This is a genomic window from Acinetobacter larvae (genome assembly GCF_001704115.1).
In the GTDB taxonomy this organism is placed as follows: Bacteria; Pseudomonadota; Gammaproteobacteria; order Pseudomonadales; family Moraxellaceae; genus Acinetobacter; species Acinetobacter larvae.
Genome location: NZ_CP016895.1, coordinates 1,018,782 through 1,035,700, shown reverse-complemented (window position 1 = coordinate 1,035,700; position 16,919 = coordinate 1,018,782). Strand labels below are relative to the sequence as shown.

Below are 16,919 nucleotides of genomic sequence, written 5' to 3'. Positions count from 1 at the left end.
ATATCTTCATTGTATTATGCGATAATCAAACAGAAATTTCTTTAAAATGAAGAAATTATACTACATGGTATCAAAACTATTTATACTCAATAGAATCATATATTTACTACTGACCAAGCAAAATTAAATGAAATAGATTGGTGAATGTAGCAACTGGTGGTCTGTACTATCGTACATCGTTGTAAAGCATGATTTTAAAGAGACAGGTGAGGTATGGATATTTTCCAAAGCATTTTAATACTGCTATTTCTGGTGTCGAGTTCATTTTTTCTTTCCTTATCTGAAATCGCAATTGCTGGATCTCGTAAAGTCAAACTTAAATTACTTGCAGAACAGGGCGATGACCGCGCCAACAAAGTTATTCAATTACAAGAAAATTCAGCATATTTTTTTGCCGCAACGCAAATCGGTGTAAATGCCGTAGCGATTTTAGGGGGGATTGTTGGGGAGTCCTCATTACGACCTTATTTCTATGAGGCTGTTGATTATTTCTATCAAGGACCATGGGCAGATTCAATCGGATTTGGTCTATCTTTCTTATGTGTAACCACATTATTTATTTTATTTGCAGATCTTATGCCCAAACGCTTGGCCATGATCATGCCCGAAAAACTTGCCATTGCTGTAGTGAATCCAATATTAGTGTTTATTCGTGTTTGTAAACCGCTGGCTTGGATTATTAACTTAATTGCCAATGCAATTTTTAGATTATTTAAAGTAGATACACGTCGTGATGAAAGTTTAACCTTCGATGATATTTCAGCCATCATGAATGATGGTGCGCAATCTGGGGTATTACAAAAACAAGAACATCATTTTATTGAAAATGTTTTTGAACTTGAAGAACGTAATGTACCTTCTAGTATGACCACACGTGAGAATGTGGTGTATTTTACCCTAAATGAGTCTGAAGAAAGTATTCGGCAAAAATTGGCTGAATTCCCCTTTTCAAAGTTTTTAGTATGTAATGAGCAAATTGATCAAGTGATCGGTTATGTTGATGCCAAAGATATTTTGGTTCGTATTTTAAATAACCAAAAAATTAATCAACTTAATGAATCAACGATACGTAATGTTTTAACCATCCCCGATACCTTGACCTTATCTGAAGTGCTAGATCGTTTTCGCACCACCAAAGAAAAATTTGCTGTTGTGATTAATGAATATGCTCTGGTCGTTGGGGTGATTACCCTATCTGATATTATGATTACGGTCATGGGTGATTGGGTAACACCTATTGAAGAAGAGCAGCAGATTATTCAACGTGATGCTAACTCATGGTTAATCGAAGGCAGTACGCCGATTGAAGACTTACAACACGCCTTAGAAATTGATGAAATGCCAGATGATGAAAATTATGAAACTTTGGCTGGTTTTATGATGTATAAACTGCGTAAGATTCCACGTCCCGCAGATATTGTCATTTTTGGGGATTATAAATTTGAGGTCGTTGATGTCGATCATTATCGAATTGATCAACTGTTGGTCACACGCTTAATTAAACAAGCAGATGAAGAAATTGAACAACAGCAAGAAAAAGAGTCTTAACCCACAAATACTATTTAGTTATTTTTAAAAATGAGCAAGCTGCATGCTTGCTCTACGCTTCCCTCTCGCCACTTAAAATAATTTAAAAGACTATCTTACTCGCCCATTCTGTGCCTTATATAGGCTAAATATAAGTCATTTTTTTTAAACACAGCATTACCTGCACAAAAACACAAGCATAAGATGCTGATATATATATATATTTTCTATGTGCATGGCTTTTAATATCACATCATAATATTTTTATTTAATTTTTCTTAATAATCTTTAAAATGCATAACGTAACTTTTACAACAACAAAAGATCATTAATCACATAGACACAATTTAGAGTCGTGTTAAGCAAACTGCCTATACACTCTAAAAATCAAAGGAATGACAATGCTTACTACTTTAGGAATCGCAATGATCTGTTGCTTCATGTACCTCATCATGAGCAAACGCTTAAGCGCAATGATCGCACTCATCATTATCCCCATTTTATTTGCACTGATTGCCCATGGTCTAGGCTTTTATTTTGAAAGTTTGAATCATATTCAACTCGATGGTATTGGTCAGATGATGTTAGAGGGTATTAAGAAACTGGCACCGACAGGTGTGATGTTATTATTTGCCATCTTATATTTTGCAATCATGATTGATACAGGACTATTTGATCCAAGCGTAAAATGGATTTTAAGGCAGGTTAAAGGAGATCCGCTCAAAGTCACTCTTGGCACAGTTGTATTGAGTCTTATCGTTTCCCTAGATGGCGATGGCTCAACAACCTATATGATCTGTGTTGCCGCCATGCTGCCGCTGTATCGTCGTTTAGGGATGAGTCCATTGATTATGGCGTGCTTAATGATGATTTGTAGCGGCATTATGAATATTACCCCTTGGGGCGGACCAACTGCACGTGCAGCCAGTGCATTAAAAATAGATCCCAGCGATGTTTTTGTTCCCATGATTCCGGCCATGTTATTTGCCATTGCTTGGATTTTATTAGTAGCGTATATGTATGGTCGTTTTGAACGCAAACGTTTAGGGATTATTGAACTTGATGTCAGTCATGGAGATGATATTCAAATATCAAATTATCCAAATGCACAACGCGCGCATTTACGCTGGCTCAATGCAGGTTTAACGGTTGTTTTGATGATAACACTCATGCTCGGCGTATTACCTTTAGCCGTACTGTTTATGATCGCGCTCTGCCTTGCCTTGGTGATTAATTATCGTGATATTGACCTACAGAAGAAACTGATTGCACACCACGCTGGTAATGCCTTATCTGTGGTGGGCATTATCTTTGCTGCGGGTGTATTTACCGGTATTTTAGACGGTACTGGTATGATTGATGCCATGTCAGATAATCTTATTACACTTATTCCGACACAAATGGGACCTTATTTAGCCCCCATCACGGCATTACTCAGTATGCCACTAACATTCTTTATGTCGAATGATGCATTTTATTTTGGCGTATTACCAATACTGGCAGATACAGCAAGTCATTATGGTATTAGTGCTGAACAAATGGCACGTGCATCTTTAATTGGTCAGCCAGTACATTTACTTTCACCTTTGGTTCCTTCGACTTATTTATTATGCGGTCTTGCTGCCATTGAAATGGGAGATCATCAGAAATTCACCCTAAAATGGGCGAGCTTAACCTGTATTGTGATGCTATTTGCAGCGCTAATCTTTGGTATGATTCCATTGTATTCGGTGTCATAACATGCTTGATATCTTTTGATCTGTTCATATAAAGATATAAGATGAATTGTGATAAGACTTTCAAACAACCGCTGGATATCATTATTCTGCGGTTGTTTTATTGAAAGCTATTGGTTGAGAAAAAGCTGCTCGATAAAAAATTATGTCTAAGCTGCTTCAAGATCAAGACTAAGTTACAGTGTGCTGTGACGACGTATTAGACCACTCAAACAATACAATAATGCATTAAACAATATTGCCTCATGAATGGCTCATGCATTCTTAAGGATGACGCATTAATAAAGTATCTAATAATGCCTGATAATGTATTTGAATATCTTCTTGCAAGATTTTATAAGCATTATCAAATTGCACCATTGGCCAACCTTCTTTCCAAAATGGAAAGATATTATGCAAATCATGTGTGACAACAGCATCTTCGAAATTAATTGCTTGTGCAATTTGCGCTAAAACTTGTGCGGTTTCTGCGCCATCAATTTTTAAATAATCGATATTTTTCGCTTTCAAAATACGAATACGGTCTTTTTTATAACGTACTTTTTTTAATTGCGTGCTATTAAGCTGCAAGGCGATGGCAACAGCCTCTAAAAATTTTTCTTCAAAGCTTTGATTTAATACCAATAGAGCTTGTTTAAAAGCCTCTTGCCGTCCAGCCTTACTACTACCACGAATAAGCTCTTGCGCTTCGAGATCCAATTGATCCTGTTTCATCGCAGTTAATAAATCGACTATTTCAATATCGCTTAAGGTGGACGTGCTTTGATCTTGCATGAATATACTCATCAGTTGATGCATTAGAATGGACTATTGTCGCATAAAATAACTGAAATAAAATTGCTAGTCTAAGCGGTTGGTGTTTATATGTTGATATATTCAGAATAAACTGCCCCATTGTTATGATCTTAAAGGGAAAATAATGAAAGCAATCGCTTATAAAAAGCCATATACAAATAATCAGCAACCTGAATTTCATTGTATTGAACGAGACACTCCACACGCCACAGGTCATGACTTATTGGTCGAAGTCCATGCGATTTCAGTCAACCCTATTGATATTAAAGTTCGTCAACGCACCTCAGCCGATAATGAACAATGGCAGATACTGGGTCGTGATGCGGTTGGTCAAGTCAAAGCTGTCGGTGATAAAGTCTTTAATTTTGAAGTTGGCGACTGGGTATATTATGCAGGTACCATTAACCGTGATGGCAGCTATGCACAATATCAATTGGTAGATCAACGTATAGCCGCAACCAAACCACAAAGCCTAACCTTAGCAGAAGCAGCAGCCATTCCATTGACTGCAATTACAGCTTGGGAAATGCTTTTCGATCGACTTAGAATCAACCCTCTTAGCAGTACCAAAGCCACGATTTTGCTGATTGGCGCAGCTGGGGGTGTTGGATCATTGGCGGTGCAACTGCTCAAAGCACGCACCCAACTCACTGTTATTGCTACAGCATCTCGTCCTGAATCACAACAATGGCTATATGATTTAGGCAGTGATTATGTGCTTGATCATAGTCAAGATTTGGTGCAGCAATATCAAACACTCGGACTGCCCTTGCCACAATATATCTTTTCAATTAATGGCATAGATCAACATTTTGATGAAATCGTACAGCTCATTGCCCCACAAGGACATATTGGACTGATTGATGATCCACAACATTTTGATATCTTAAAGTTTAAAGCCAAATCTGTTGCAATACATTGGGAATCAATGTTTAGCCGCAGTGTCTATCAGACCGAGGATATGGATTTACAAGGTGAAATTCTGCATCAAATGGCGCAACTTCTCGATAAAGGTCAGATCCAAAGTACCATTCAACAGCATTTAGGCGCGATTAATGTGACACATATTTGCCAAGCACACCAACTCATTGAAACAGGTAAAAGTATTGGCAAGATTGTATTAGAAGGTTTTACAGAAGATGAAACATAACGCATCATCAAGATGATGATCAACATTTTAAAATATCCGAGCATGCAATACTCGGATATTTTGATCTGTATAAGCACTATTCTGCATAAACACTATATTGTTAGTGAATACGCACAACGACTTTGCCGATATGATCGCCTTGCTCTAGCGCTTGATGTGCTTGTTGGATCTGATCAAAATCAAAACATTGGTGAATCATCGGTAAGCACTGTCCTTGCTGCCAAAGTGGTACAACATGCTGTTGCAACTGCTGTGCAATCAAAGCTTTTTCCGCACTGTTGCGCGCACGCATGGTGGAACCCGTAATGGTTAGGCGTTTCATCATAATCGCACCTAAACTCACTTGTGCAGCCTTGGCACCGCCTAAAAAGGCAATATAAACCAAACGTCCATCACGCCGTAATAATTTTAAATTGGCAGCCAAATACGGCGCACCAACCATATCTAAAATCACATCAACACCCGCTTGCTGCGTTGCTGCCAGGATTTCAGCCTCAAAATCTTGTGTTTTATAATTGATCGCTGTCGTTAGCGTAGAGAGGGCTTGTACTTTAGCATCGGACCCTACCGTCGCAAAACTACGAATTCCAAAAGCCTGACACAATAACAATGCCGTGGTGCCAATACCACTTGCCCCACCATGTATTAGAACCGTTTCGCCCGCTTTTGCTGCTCCCATATCAAACAGGTTAGCCCATACCGTAAAGAATGTTTCAGGTATGGCAGCAGCTTGCACATCTGTTAATTGATCGGGTGTCGCCAAACATTGACTTGCTGGAACAACACAATATTGCGCATAACCGCCCCCATTGGTCAATGCAAAAACCCGTTGTCCGGGCTGAAACTGCGTCACGGCATGACCACAAGCAGCAACAACACCAGCGACTTCCAAACCTGGAACCGCCGTCACACCAGCAGGCATAGGATAAAGCCCTTGGCGCTGTAAAATATCGGGTCGATTAATGCCAAAAGCATGTACTTTAATCAGCACTTCATCCGCAGCAGGCTGTGGAATAGCTGTATTTTCATAAAGCAAAACTTCTGCTCCGCCTGCTTCACTAATCACAATATGCTGCATATGCTCAATACTCATAGATCATTCCTTGTTTGGTCTATCGGCTTATTTGCTGGATTGATATGTATAGCTTGATGATCGACATCAAACTCATGCTCGATTTATGCTTTAGGTCTTTAGAGATTTAAAGTACACAAGCCTGACTTTCTACACGTACTTCATTAATTTTTTCTAAAAACAAATCCAAAATAATATTGCTCCGCCGTGTTTTCGGCAGTGCCAGCATCATATCTGAGCTAAAGTTTAATTGCTCTGGCAAAATTGCTTTCATAAGACCTTGTTTAACCCATTGGGCTGCATAATGGTCTGGTAAAAAACCAATATAACGTCCAGTTAAAATTAAAAATGCCGTCCCTTCACGATTACTGGCTTCTGCATTGCAGTTTAATTTTTTATACAATGAAGTTGCCTCTATACTCAAACGCGATGTCGGAATAATCGCTTGATATAGTTTGAGTGCTTTAATATCAGGATGATCTTCATGAAATAAAGCATGTGCAGCAGCACAATATAAAGAGCATCGCTCTGTATAAAGTGGTAAATATTCTAAACCAGATAACGGGCTAACCACAGGCAGTGCCCCGATATGCAAACGACCATCAAATAAACCCTGTTCAATTTCGCTGGGCGTCAACATACTCAACTGAATACGAATTTGCTCACTGGCTTGGGTCAATTGTGTCAGTGCATGGGTGATATGCATATGTGGTAAAGTAACTAAGTTATGAATCACACCGATATTAAAATCACCACGTAATTGCTGATGAATCTGATTAATATGCTGTCGAAAATCTTCTACCGCCGCAAATAATAATTCACTTTGTTGTAAGACCTCGCGCCCAGCATCGGTCAAGGCAAAACCAGAACGACCACGTTGACACAAGCGAATTCCAACACGTTTTTCCAAATCCGTCATGTGTAAACTAATGGCAGAGCGCGTAATCCCCAAGACACTTTCCGCAGCTGAGAAGCTACCACATTCCACGATTGTTTTAAAAATTCGCAGTAATTTAAGATCGAAATCTGTAATTTGATATAGTTTGGGATTTTTCATTTGATATATTTTATGAAATCGATTGACGAAAGGCTTAAAAACTAGCTTAACTGAAATCAAGATTAATGTTTAGCTACTTTTCAATCAGATGAGCATGCGTTAGGCTCTTATATATCCGCGACTGTAAGAGCATACAGTTCAGATGTAAAATTCTCAGGATATCGATAAGAAAAAATAGTGGACTCAATATAAATATAGGATGTATTGATCATGAAAATTGCGATGTTACAAGCTCAAAGCACAGCCTTTGATTATGATAAAAATTTAGAAAAATTAATACATTATGCACAGAAAGCGCAACAGCAAGGCGCCCAACTGCTCATCACCCCTGAAATGTATTTATCAGGCTATGTACTCGGTGCACAAACGCAGAACATCGCCAAACAATTTCCACTGCAGACACTACAAAGTATTGCACAAGACTTACATATTGCACTGATTGTTGGTGGACCCCGCTATGTTGCCACCGCAACACCACCACATGTTTTTAATAGTGCTTATTTTATTGATCATAATGGTCAATTATTATGCTGCTATGATAAAACCCACTTATTTGGTGCTTTAGATCGACAACAATTTCAGCCAGGGCAACACGCTGTGGTGATACAACGTTATCGCGGGCTCAATATAGCTTTGTTAATTTGTTACGACGTAGAATTTCCAGAAACAGTACGAGCCGCAGCGCAAGCAGGTGCAGATTTAATTGCTGTTCCAACAGCCCAAATGCAACCCTATGATATTGTAAATGATAGTGTAATCGCTTCACGTGCTTGGGAAAGTCAAATCTATATTGCCTATGTCAATCAGATCGGACAAGAAGGCTATTATCATTATGTAGGAAAAAGCACCTGTGCCTCGCCTACAGGACAGATTTTAGTACAAGCGAGTGTAGAACAGGAGCAATTACTCTTTGCCGATATTGACCACAATACAGTGCGGCATGGTCGTCAAGAAAATCCTTATTTACAAGACCTTAGACAGGATCTATTTGCAAATAACACACACTAAAATCTTCATACAATATACAAACAAGCAGGCACTAAAGTTAAAAAAATTTAAATAACAGCCTTGTCATAAAAAATAGCCAAATTAATAAAAACCACATCATCGATAACAACTATATCGTCGATAAAAACATCGTGCTAAGGCACATGGAGTACAGAATATGAATCAAAATAACATCAACAATGTCCAAACAGAAACAACTGCTTCTGGACATCTACACGGTCGACTCAATGCTAGACATTTGGTTTTTATGGTCATTGCCGCGGCGGCACCCCTTACTGTAGTCGGTGGTAATGTGCCTCTTTCGATTGGGCTTGGTAATGGACCAGGTGCTTTATGGGGCTTTTTCGTATCAACCGTCGTGCTCTTTATCTTTGCCATTGGTTTTGTACAGATGACCCCCTTTGTCAAAGAAGCTGGCGCGTTCTATTCCTATATAGACCAAGGCTTAGGTCGCAAAATGAGTGTGGGAGCCGCCTATACTGCATTGATTAGTTATACCGCCGTACAGGTTGGAATATATGGATATATTGGCTGGGCCGTGCAAGATTTACTCACAAGCTACGGTGTCGGGCAACATCCATGGTGGTTATATAGTTTGGTTTGTCTACTCATTGTCGGCTTATTTGGTTATCGCAATATCGACTTCAATTCAAGAGTACTCGGTTTATTGATGATCTTAGAAATTGGCATTGTGATGATTATGAACATTGGGATTTTGTCACAAGGTGGTGCACAAGGTATCGAAAGCGAACCCTTTAAATTGCACTATATCTTAGATCCGGGTATCAGCCTCTCGATCTTATTTGCCTTAACCGGTTTTATTGGTTTTGAATCTGCGGCAATCTACCGTGAAGAAGCGATTAATCCTGAAAAAACCATTGCTCGCGCAACTTACTTAGCCGTGATTATTATCGGTGTATTTTATACTTTCTCAGCATGGTGCTTAACCGTTGCGGTCGGATCAGAACAAGCGCGTGCTGTTGCACAACAAACGCTTTCGGGTCATGCCAATATGATGATTGATGTTGCACAACAATATGTCGGTACAGCATTTAAAAATGTCATGCAAGTCTTATTGATTACCAGTTTATTTGCCTGTGTCCTGAGTTTTCACCATATTATTGTGCGCTATCAGTTTGTGTTGGCACGTAAAGGATACTTACCTGAAGGTCTAGGTCAAGTCCATCCCAAACACTACTCTCCGGCAAATTCATCTTATTTGCAGGATATCTGCGCCTTGCTTTTGGTGATTTTATTTGCCTTATTTCAACTCAATCCCTTAACACAGGTTTTTGGTTTTATGGCGAGTATTGCAACCGTAGGCTGTACATTATTGATGTTACTCACCAGTCTGGCAGTATTTCGATATTTTCGACAAAATCCAGAGCATATTCAAAATAAATTTTTATCAAGACAACTTATACCGGCTCTTGCCTGTGTGCTATTAGCCGGATGTCTTTATTTGATTATCAGCCATTTCCAAATCTTAACCGGTGGTAGTATCTGGATCTGTGTGATCTTGGCCTGTGTTCCCGTGATTGCATTATTACTCGGTATTCTTCGCCCAGTTAAACTACAGGTCAAACCCATCGTATAAACACAGGAGCATCGTGCCATACAATATGCCATGGCTCAAAACAAAAAGTGACTCAAAACAAGATGTGACTCAAAACCACAAATGACCTCACAACACAGCAATTAAGATCCGCCATATCGTGCTTTATATTGGCGGATCATTTCTGGTGTGACATCTTCTGCATAGCAAATTGGCGCATAGCCTCCCTTACGACTATAAGCACTACGTTTACCACAACGGCTACCATTGCTCGCCGCCTGATAAGGGCAAGCGCAATTGCCTGGATAAGCAGCAATAGATTGTTGAATAATTTTTTGTTTAATCTGTGCGGTCGACTGTGTATTTTGTTTGGCATCAATCGGTACAGCGATTATTAAAGCGATTAAAATCAGATACTTTTTCATAGAACCCTCGATATGCGCAGTATTCTATGCTTTCTCTTTTATTTTTAAAGTCTTTCGCAATCAACTGTATGGTTTTTAAGCAAGTTGTAAATTAAAAAAACAAGATAAAAAAAACAAAGTAAAAACCCAAGATCACAAACATGATCTTGGGTTGAAGTTCATAGCATGGTGCTATACAGCGTGATTGATATTTAAACGTTTAGCATTTAACAATTAACACGACTTGATATCAATGCACAGCAAGTCGTTGGATCACTACAGATAGTTGGATCACAAAGCACACATGATGCACAAAATGTGCTTATAGCTGTACTGCACTCAAAATCTGTGGCAATACTTGCTCCAAATCTTGTTCAGTAAAGCTAAGGTCTGCACCTTCAGCACCTTCAGTGAGTACCACCAATCCTGCTTCACGTAATAACTGACTTTGTGCGACAGTGAAATCGGCTTTTGCCATGGCCACCACACCATGTTGTAACAACCAGTTTTCTAACTGCACGGCTTGTTGCAATACTGCAGTAGATAACTGAATAATAACTGGTTTCTGCCCCATACGTGCTGCACGCTGCTCTGCACGAACAGGCGTTTGCTGTGCCTGCCATGTTTCTGCAGCCTCAACCATGCCTGCACCCACCGTGACATTACTGAGTCGATCAATAAAAATAAATGAACCTGTCGCACGGCTTTCTTGATAACGGTCAAACAATACAGCTTTATCGAACTCAAGCTGTACATCTGCAATGGCATTCAAGGCAAGTTCTTCTGCTTGATGTTGCTCTAAAGTATTGACGTCTATACGGTAATTGATGGCAACAACTTTGGCTGGTACCACTTGCGTTCCAATCTTGATATTGTACAGCTTGCCAATTTTCAAGGCTTGCTCATTCATCCATACCACAGTTGCACGAATCTGGCGTGACTGTGCAGGCCGATCATTGGCATGTACCAAGATATTACCACGTGAAATATCAATCTCATCTTCTAAGGTTAAAGTCACCGCTTGACCGACATGAGCGCTTTCTAAATCGCCATCAAAGGTAACAATCTGTTTTACTTTAGAAGTCTTGCCTGAAGGCAAGGCAAGCAGTTCATCACCTACACGGACCTGACCTGCTGCAATTGTTCCAGCAAAACCTCGGAAATCTAAATGTGGACGATTGACATATTGCACCGGGAAGCGTAACGCCTGCAATTGACTATCACGATTAATCTCGACTTGTTCCAAGATTTGCATCAAGGTTTCGCCGTGATACCAAGGTGTATGTTGGGACGGATAAACCACGTTGTCGCCATTGAGCGCAGAAATAGGGACACATAAAATATTGCTAGGTCGGCGAATGCTTAACTGTGCAACGAAGGCTTGATAATCGGCTTCAATCTGTTGAAAACGTTGTTGCTGATAATCTACCAAGTCCATTTTATTAATGGCAACAATAATATTTTGAATACCCAATAAGCTGGCAATAAAAGTATGACGACGCGTTTGGGTTTGTACACCATAACGCGCATCAATTAAAATAATAGCCACATCAGCAGTCGATGCACCGGTTGCCATATTGCGCGTATATTGTTCATGTCCGGGTGTGTCGGCAATAATAAACTTACGTTTTTCCGTTGAAAAATAACGATAAGCAACATCAATGGTAATGCCTTGCTCGCGTTCAGCTTGCAAACCATCGACTAACAATGCCAAATCAGGTGCTTCGCCCGTCGTGCCTACTTTTTTACTATCACGGGTTACAGCCTGTAATTGATCTTCGTAAATTAATTTTGAATCGTACAGTAAACGCCCGATCAGCGTGCTTTTACCATCATCGACATTACCGCAGGTGAGAAATCGTAATAAATCTTTTTGCTCATGTTGTTTTAAGTAGGTCAATATATCTTGACCAATAAGATCTGATTGATGAGACATCCGCTCACTCCACACATTCGTTGCAATCTAATTGCATAAACCTAATTTTGCTGACACATGTTGCTGGCTGAATTGGCACAGATTGAATTAGAAATAGCCTTCTTGCTTTTTCTTCTCCATCGAACCTGCTTCATCATGATCAATCATACGACCTTGCCGTTCTGAACTTGTCGCAAGTAGCATTTCTTGAATAATCTCTGGCAAAGTATTGGCTTTCGATTCAATGGCACCTGTGAGGGGATAACAACCTAAGGTTCTAAAACGAACCGACTTGAGTTCTGGGACTTCACCTTCTTTTAGAGGTATTCTGTCATCATCGACCATGATCAACGTACCGCTGCGCTCAACCACTGGACGTTGTGCAGAAAAATAAAGCGGAACCAATGGAATATTCTCTAGATAAATATATTGCCAGATATCAAGCTCAGTCCAGTTTGACAATGGGAAAACACGGATACTCTCCCCTGGATTGACTTTACCATTATAAAGATTCCACAGCTCTGGACGTTGGTTTTTGGGGTCCCAACGGTGTTTACTATCACGGAAAGAATATACCCGTTCTTTGGCACGAGATTTTTCTTCATCGCGACGTGCACCACCAAAAGCAGCATCAAAACCATAATGATCTAAAGCTTGCTTTAAGCCTTGGGTTTTCATGATGTCGGTATATTTTGAACTACCATGATCGAAGGGGTTGATATTGGCAGCCTTCCCTTCGGCATTTTGATGCACAATCAGATTGAAGCCATGCTTTTTCGCCATTTCATCTCGAAAACGAATCATGTCTTTGAATTTCCAACCTGTATCGACATGCAATAGCGGAAATGGCAACTTCGCGGGATAGAAGGCTTTTAGCGCTAAATGCAGCATAACGGCGGAATCTTTACCAATCGAATATAACATGACTGGATTTTCAAACTCTGCAGCAACTTCACGGATAATATGAATACTCTCAGCTTCTAACTGTTTTAAGTGAGTAAGTCTGTGTTCATTGATTGACATCGACAGCACCAAGCAATTAATTGCATCTAAATGAAATATATTAAAAACCATATTTATTATAGAGATTTACACTGCTGGGCTTTTGCTTGTTTTTTTATATTGTTATCTCTAATCATCATATAAGCATAAGCATATTAAAAAAGACCTCTAACATTCTCATGTTAGAGGTCTTTTCGCTGACTCAAAATGCTCAATCAGACAACATGCCTAGTATTAAACATCCTTACGACGCATATGTGGGAACAAAATCACATCACGAATACTGGCAGCATTGGCAAACAACATGACCAGACGGTCAATACCAATCCCTTCACCCGCTGTAGGCGGTAAACCATATTCTAGTGCTTCAATAAAGTCGGCATCATAATGCATTGCTTCATCATCACCTGCATCTTTTTCTGCAACTTGGGCTTGGAAACGTTCTGCCTGATCGATAGGGTCATTTAACTCAGAGAATCCATTTGCCAATTCACGACCACCAATGAAAAACTCAAAGCGATCGGTAATATGCGGATTATCATCATTACGACGTGCAAGTGGTGAGGTTTCTGCCGGATATTCGGTAATAAAAGTCGGCTGGCGTAATTGTGTTTCAACCGTCTCTTCAAATACGATGGTTTGTAATTTACCCAAGCCAAAATTTGGTTTAACTTGTTGTTTTAACTGCTCTGTTGCAAATTTTGCCAAGAACTCGCGATCTGCGACATTGTCAGCTGTCATCTCAGGATTATGCTCTAAGATGGCATCAAACATCGAAATTTTCTTGAATGGTCCTTTAAAGCTAAAGACTTCATCTTGATAAGGTACATCGGTTGTACCCAAGATATCTAAAGCCAGCTTTTCGAGCATGTTTTCAGTCAATTCCATCAAGTCCTTATAATCTGCATAAGCTTGATAGAACTCAATCATGGTAAATTCTGGATTATGCCGTGTAGACACACCTTCATTACGGAAGTTTCGGTTAATTTCAAAAACCCGTTCGAAACCACCAACCACCAAACGTTTTAGATAAAGTTCCGGAGCAATACGTAGATATAACGGCATATCCAAAGCATTGTGATGTGTTTCAAATGGACGCGCAGAAGCCCCGCCTGGGATAATGTGCATCATCGGGGTTTCTACTTCCATAAAACGCTGAGCGATAAGATATTCACGAATACCCGCGATAACTTTGGCACGAATTTCAAACGTTTTACGGGTTTCTTCATTGACCATTAAGTCTAAATAACGTTGGCGGTACTTGACTTCAGTATCGTTTAAACCATGAAACTTATCGGGTAATGGGCGTAAAGACTTGGTCAGTAATTCAAAATGCTCAATGTGCACATATAAATCACCTTTACCAGAACGACCAATATAACCTTTAATCGCAATAATATCGCCCAAGTCTAACGATTTAATCGCCGTCAAAGTATCTGCAGGCAACGCTTTACGATCGACATAGAGCTGGATACGCCCTGTCATGTCTTGAATGACAATAAATGAACCACGGTTAAGCATGACACGACCGGCAACAGCCACATATACCGGCTCAGCGGCTTCAATCTCTGCCTTGCCTAGTTCAGCAAATTGTTGTTGTAAATCTTCGGCATAGTGCTCGCGTTTAAACTGGTTCGGCCAAGCACTGCTGCCTTGCTCTTCGGCATGCGCTTGGATTTGCTTAAGCTTGGCATGACGCTGTGCAATTAAATCGTTTTCGGAAATGTGTTGTTCAGAAGTCGATTGAGCATTGTTTTGCGTCATTTCAGCCTCGATAATCAATTTGAAAAAGAAGTTGCGTAGCATAGCAGATTTATCCCGCAAAGCGTAGTCGATCGACGCAACAGTCAGCGATAAAACTTAAATAACTGGATGATTTAGCAGATTTAACTGCTTTATTGTTTGATTTAATGGCATGCAAGGGAGCAGCAAACGCGACAATCTTGGTTTTAAGCTTTACTTTGATGACCAATCTGCGTCAAAATTTAGCAACAAATGCATCACTTCGTGCGCCATGCTTACCTTGATCGGTAGCACTTATGTTATCTGACAGCACACAAGGACGTCAGATGTTTTTGGAGAGTTGAATGAAGAAATTTCAATGTATCGTGTGTGGGTTTATCTATGATGAATCCGAAGGTTGGCCAGAAGATGGCATCGCGCCAGGTACCGCATGGGATGATGTTCCCGATGATTGGACTTGCCCAGACTGCGGTGTTTCCAAGGCTGATTTTGAAATGGTCGAAATCTAAGCCAAACCCAAAAAGGATCATGTTATCGTGATCCTTTTTTTATCGAACACTTTTTGCTGAACACTGTTATTATTTTAGTTAAACAGTTTTAGTTAAGAAATTTTGGTTAAGCCGTTTTAGTTAAGCGATTTTAGTATTTTGGTTCAGTGATTTTAGTTAAACGATTTGAATGGTTATTTTGACTGTTCTATCTTCTCTCTTCAATTTCACATCAACAAGACCTGCATGGAGTATTGCATGAAACCGATCATTATCATTGGCTCAGGTATGGCTGGCTACACACTGGCACGAGAATTTAGAAAACTCAACAAAGAACAGCCGTTGGTGATGATCAGTGCAGACGATGCTGCCAGTTATGCTAAACCCACGCTTTCGAATGCGCTGGCAGGTCAAAAACATCCGGATCAAATTGCTTTAGCCAATGCTGAAAAAATGTCTCAACAACTCAATATGCAAATTTTACAGCATGCTTGGGTTGAAGCGATTCATGCCACTACGCACCAAATACAGGTTTTACACAATGGACAACAGCAACAACTGGAGTATGACAAGTTAATTTTGGCTGTGGGCGCTGATCCTATTCGCTTAAATATTGCGGGTGATCGCGGTAACGATCTTTATGCCGTCAATTGTTTAGATGAATATCGAGCCTTTCGTGAAAAACTGGCACAAAGCAATCATAAACGTGTGCTTATTTTAGGTGCAGGCTTGATTGGCTGTGAATTTGCCAACGATTTACAACATACCGACCATCAAGTCACCGTAGTTGACTTGGCACCACAGGTATTAGCACGCTTATTGCCAACGCATGTCGCAGATCAGTTCCAACATGATTTAGAACAAATTGGGATTAAATTTATTTTAGGCACGACAGTACAAAGCATTGAGCAAGAACAACAACACTACCGCGTCAATCTTGCCAATCAACAACACTGTGAGGCTGATATTATTTTATCTGCAATTGGGCTACAACCGCGTTTAGCCCTGGCCAAACAAGCCCAACTCAACACCAGCCGGGGTATTATCACCAATCAACAATTGGCAACCAATCAAGCAGATATTTTTGCAATCGGCGATTGTGCTGAAGTCAACGGCATGTTATTACCCTATGTTATGCCGTTGATGCAACAAGCTCGTGCTTTGGCCAAAACCTTAAATGGTGAAGAAACAGCGGTGCACTATCCAGCTATGCCGATTGCAGTAAAAACCCCAGCAGCACCGCTGACATTATTACCAATCGCAGACAACATTATCGTAGAATGGCAAACCGAACACTTTGAAGATGGTTTATTATCTACCGCAACCGATGCAGACGGTCGCTTACGTGGCTTTGTACTGTTGGGCGCAACTGCTGCAAAACAACGACTCAGCCTGAGCAAACAAGTGCCAGACTTGCTGCCACTTCCGCTGCATTTACAGCCATCTGCTGGCTAAGAACCACTTGAT

Annotated in this window: 14 protein-coding genes; 7 read left to right on the top strand and 7 right to left on the bottom strand. The window is 40.1% G+C overall.

Annotation, left to right across the window (positions count from 1 at the left end; all coding sequences use genetic code 11):
• Positions 1-213: 213 nt before the first annotated feature.
• Positions 214-1,548 carry a hemolysin family protein gene (locus BFG52_RS04655; protein ID WP_067553145.1) on the top strand — a complete coding sequence of 445 codons (1,335 nt, stop codon included), beginning with the start codon at positions 214-216 and terminating at the stop codon, positions 1,546-1,548.
• A 380-nt stretch (positions 1,549-1,928) separates the two neighbouring features.
• Positions 1,929-3,266 (top strand): CitMHS family transporter, encoded by a 1,338-nt coding sequence (locus BFG52_RS04650; RefSeq protein ID WP_067553143.1) that lies wholly within the window; start codon positions 1,929-1,931, stop codon positions 3,264-3,266.
• Positions 3,267-3,527: 261 nt separating this feature from the next.
• Here BFG52_RS04650 and BFG52_RS04645 read toward each other — a convergent pair whose 3' ends face one another.
• Positions 3,528-4,037, bottom strand: coding sequence for a hypothetical protein (locus BFG52_RS04645; protein WP_067553142.1), 510 nt, complete (start codon positions 4,035-4,037; stop codon positions 3,528-3,530).
• Positions 4,038-4,182: 145 nt separating this feature from the next.
• Between BFG52_RS04645 and BFG52_RS04640 the strand changes: the two genes are divergently transcribed.
• Positions 4,183-5,208: a zinc-binding alcohol dehydrogenase family protein gene (locus tag BFG52_RS04640; protein WP_067553140.1), complete on the top strand. Its 1,026-nt coding sequence runs from the start codon at positions 4,183-4,185 to the stop codon at positions 5,206-5,208.
• Between the two features lie 100 nt (positions 5,209-5,308).
• On the opposite strand, the gene BFG52_RS04635 is transcribed toward BFG52_RS04640, so the two are convergent.
• Together BFG52_RS04635 and BFG52_RS04630 are read right to left on the bottom strand one after the other, a co-directional pair.
• The gene (locus BFG52_RS04635; protein WP_067553138.1) at positions 5,309-6,301 is read right to left on the bottom strand and encodes an NAD(P)H-quinone oxidoreductase; all 993 of its coding nucleotides are present in this window, start codon (positions 6,299-6,301) and stop codon (positions 5,309-5,311) included.
• 106 nt (positions 6,302-6,407) lie between these two features.
• Positions 6,408-7,337, bottom strand: coding sequence for a LysR family transcriptional regulator (locus tag BFG52_RS04630; protein WP_067553136.1), 930 nt, complete (start codon positions 7,335-7,337; stop codon positions 6,408-6,410).
• Between the two features lie 210 nt (positions 7,338-7,547).
• On the opposite strand from BFG52_RS04630, the gene BFG52_RS04625 reads away from it, so the two are divergent.
• Positions 7,548-8,345 carry a nitrilase-related carbon-nitrogen hydrolase gene (locus BFG52_RS04625; RefSeq protein ID WP_067553134.1) on the top strand — a complete coding sequence of 266 codons (798 nt, stop codon included), beginning with the start codon at positions 7,548-7,550 and terminating at the stop codon, positions 8,343-8,345.
• Between the two features lie 157 nt (positions 8,346-8,502).
• On the top strand, positions 8,503-9,942 hold the full coding sequence (locus tag BFG52_RS04620) for an APC family permease (protein WP_067553133.1): 1,440 nt from the start codon (positions 8,503-8,505) through the stop codon (positions 9,940-9,942).
• 101 nt (positions 9,943-10,043) lie between these two features.
• On the opposite strand, the gene BFG52_RS04615 is transcribed toward BFG52_RS04620, so the two are convergent.
• The 4 genes from BFG52_RS04615 to lysS form a co-directional block, all read right to left on the bottom strand.
• A complete protein-coding gene (locus tag BFG52_RS04615) occupies positions 10,044-10,325 on the bottom strand; it encodes a hypothetical protein (RefSeq protein ID WP_067553130.1) in 282 nt (93 codons plus the stop codon).
• Positions 10,326-10,626: 301 nt separating this feature from the next.
• Entirely contained in the window at positions 10,627-12,240 is a 1,614-nt protein-coding gene (cysN, locus tag BFG52_RS04610) for a sulfate adenylyltransferase subunit CysN (RefSeq protein WP_067553128.1), read from the bottom strand.
• 87 nt (positions 12,241-12,327) lie between these two features.
• A complete protein-coding gene (gene cysD / locus BFG52_RS04605) occupies positions 12,328-13,236 on the bottom strand; it encodes a sulfate adenylyltransferase subunit CysD (RefSeq protein ID WP_171257360.1) in 909 nt (302 codons plus the stop codon).
• 219 nt (positions 13,237-13,455) lie between these two features.
• Positions 13,456-14,985 carry a lysine--tRNA ligase gene (lysS, locus tag BFG52_RS04600; RefSeq protein ID WP_067559132.1) on the bottom strand — a complete coding sequence of 510 codons (1,530 nt, stop codon included), beginning with the start codon at positions 14,983-14,985 and terminating at the stop codon, positions 13,456-13,458.
• A gap of 323 nt (positions 14,986-15,308) precedes the next feature.
• Here lysS and rubA point away from each other — a divergent pair, with 323 nt between their 5' ends.
• On the top strand, positions 15,309-15,473 hold the full coding sequence (rubA, locus tag BFG52_RS04595; protein ID WP_067553126.1) for a rubredoxin RubA: 165 nt from the start codon (positions 15,309-15,311) through the stop codon (positions 15,471-15,473).
• A 237-nt stretch (positions 15,474-15,710) separates the two neighbouring features.
• Positions 15,711-16,907 (top strand): NAD(P)/FAD-dependent oxidoreductase, encoded by a 1,197-nt coding sequence (locus tag BFG52_RS04590; protein WP_067553124.1) that lies wholly within the window; start codon positions 15,711-15,713, stop codon positions 16,905-16,907.
• Positions 16,908-16,919 lie beyond the last annotated feature (12 nt).